A 1,624-nucleotide genomic window follows, 5' to 3' on the forward strand; every position below is an offset into this window, starting at 1 on the left:
AAGCGTTGCGGCTCAAGATCTCGTGTCGCTAACGGCTTATAGCGCGGTCTTAAAAGACTGCCAGCTGGGCATAGAGCAAGAAGATTCGCAGCACAACCCGCGCTACCGCGCATGGGTGCAATTGACCTTGTGGGACGACGAGCCTGTAGACGGCGCCCCCGTCTATGGGGAAAGCCCGGAAGAGGCAATCAGCCAGGCGTTTGACGAGGCGCAGCAACTGTTGCAGCACTTGGCTCTCCGGCGCCCCAAGCCGATGAAAAGCCGCGGCGACTAAATAATAGCGAAGCCGATAGATACCAGCCTGGTAAAGGATGGCACGCGCGAGGCCGTTTGCTGGTCATGCCGGCGATGTCGCTCCCGGCGATGCTCCGTGTTTGGTCACGTCATCTACCGATTGCGCCAGGCTGGGCGCAGCATCCTTTGAGCAATCGATCGCGAGAACGCCTGACAGCGCATAGATGAGTCGCCTTGCATCGATAGGCTTGCGTAAGTAGATGTCGAATAACCCCGATGCGCCGAACTGATCCCGTGTTTCGGAAGAAATGACGATGATCGGCAGGCGTCTCAATAGCGGAGATGCCCGAATCGCGCGACACAACTGAATGCCGTCAAGCTCGGGCATCTGCACATCGGTGATGACCGCATCCGGGGTTAGGACGTGCAGGCTCTCAAGCGCGGCGGCACCGTTGGGCGCGCCAACGACAAAGTGCCCCTCTGCGGTCAGGATCGACTCAAGCGCACTGCGCGCGCACTCGTCGTCTTCGACCACGAGCACGGTGGCGAAACGGGGGAGGCCATTGTTCATGACACTGCTCATCTAGAACGGGGCTATTCGTCGCCGGGGAGCCAGTCAAAGTTGCCCCGCGACGACCTATTGAGTTCCAGCGAATTCTGTGCCAGTTGCGCGCGAGAGACGAGGACTGCAACCGCAATGTCATGCGATGCGGGCGGCCTTCCTCCGAATCTTGCTTCGGGTAGCTACACGAGCGCCCGATACGCCTGGCAACTTGCACGGCGCGCAATGGCAATGGCCCGTTTCCTCCGCGATGCTCGTGCGCCGGTCTGGCATCGCGGAGCGTGCGACGAAGAAATTAGATGTCTTTTTTACAAGGTCCGAGACACGTTATGGACGCTTTGAGATGACGTGCGCCGCGGAACTTTGGTGCTGGCAGGAGACCGTATCTACAAGATGCCTCGCGTGATCGCGAAGCAGAGTGTCGTCCGTTTCGGAAAATCACTACTTCGGAGGCCCCCTGCATGATGCCGTCAGCTCTCAAAAACGCAAATCTGTCCATCGACGCGCAGGGAGAAACGAGCGAAATGGCTCGACTCATAGCCGGCTTCGATTGGAGCTCAACGCCGCTAGGCGCGCGCCAAAGCTGGCCCTCAAGTCTTTGCTGTGTGGTTCGCGTGGTTCTCGCCTCGCCTTCCCCACTTGTAGTGCTGTGGGGACGCGAGGGAACCATGCTCTACAACGACGCATATGCCGTGTTCGCTGGTAGTCGGCACCCGTTCTTGCTCGGTAAGCCTGTCGAGCTGGGATGGCCCGAAGTTGCGGCATTCAACCGCCATGTCGTCGACACCTGCCTTGCCGGCGGTGCGCTCAGCTACAAAGACAAGGAGC

General features: G+C 59.5%; 2 protein-coding genes and 1 pseudogene. 2 read left to right on the top strand and 1 reads right to left on the bottom strand.

The window, feature by feature from the left end; genetic code table 11:
- The coding region (locus C0Z18_RS33110; protein ID WP_158244353.1) for a hypothetical protein at positions 1-274 on the top strand (274 nt) is incomplete at its 5' end.
- A 63-nt stretch (positions 275-337) separates the two neighbouring features.
- Here C0Z18_RS33110 and C0Z18_RS32380 read toward each other — a convergent pair.
- Positions 338-805: a response regulator gene (locus C0Z18_RS32380; RefSeq protein WP_158244354.1), complete on the bottom strand. Its 468-nt coding sequence runs from the start codon at positions 803-805 to the stop codon at positions 338-340.
- Between the two features lie 455 nt (positions 806-1,260).
- On the opposite strand from C0Z18_RS32380, the pseudogene C0Z18_RS32385 reads away from it, so the two are divergent.
- Positions 1,261-1,624, top strand: a pseudogene (locus C0Z18_RS32385) (hybrid sensor histidine kinase/response regulator); the annotation flags it as partial.

Origin of the sequence: Trinickia dabaoshanensis (genome assembly GCF_002879885.1) — a bacterium.
In the GTDB taxonomy this organism is placed as follows: Bacteria; Pseudomonadota; Gammaproteobacteria; order Burkholderiales; family Burkholderiaceae; genus Trinickia; species Trinickia dabaoshanensis.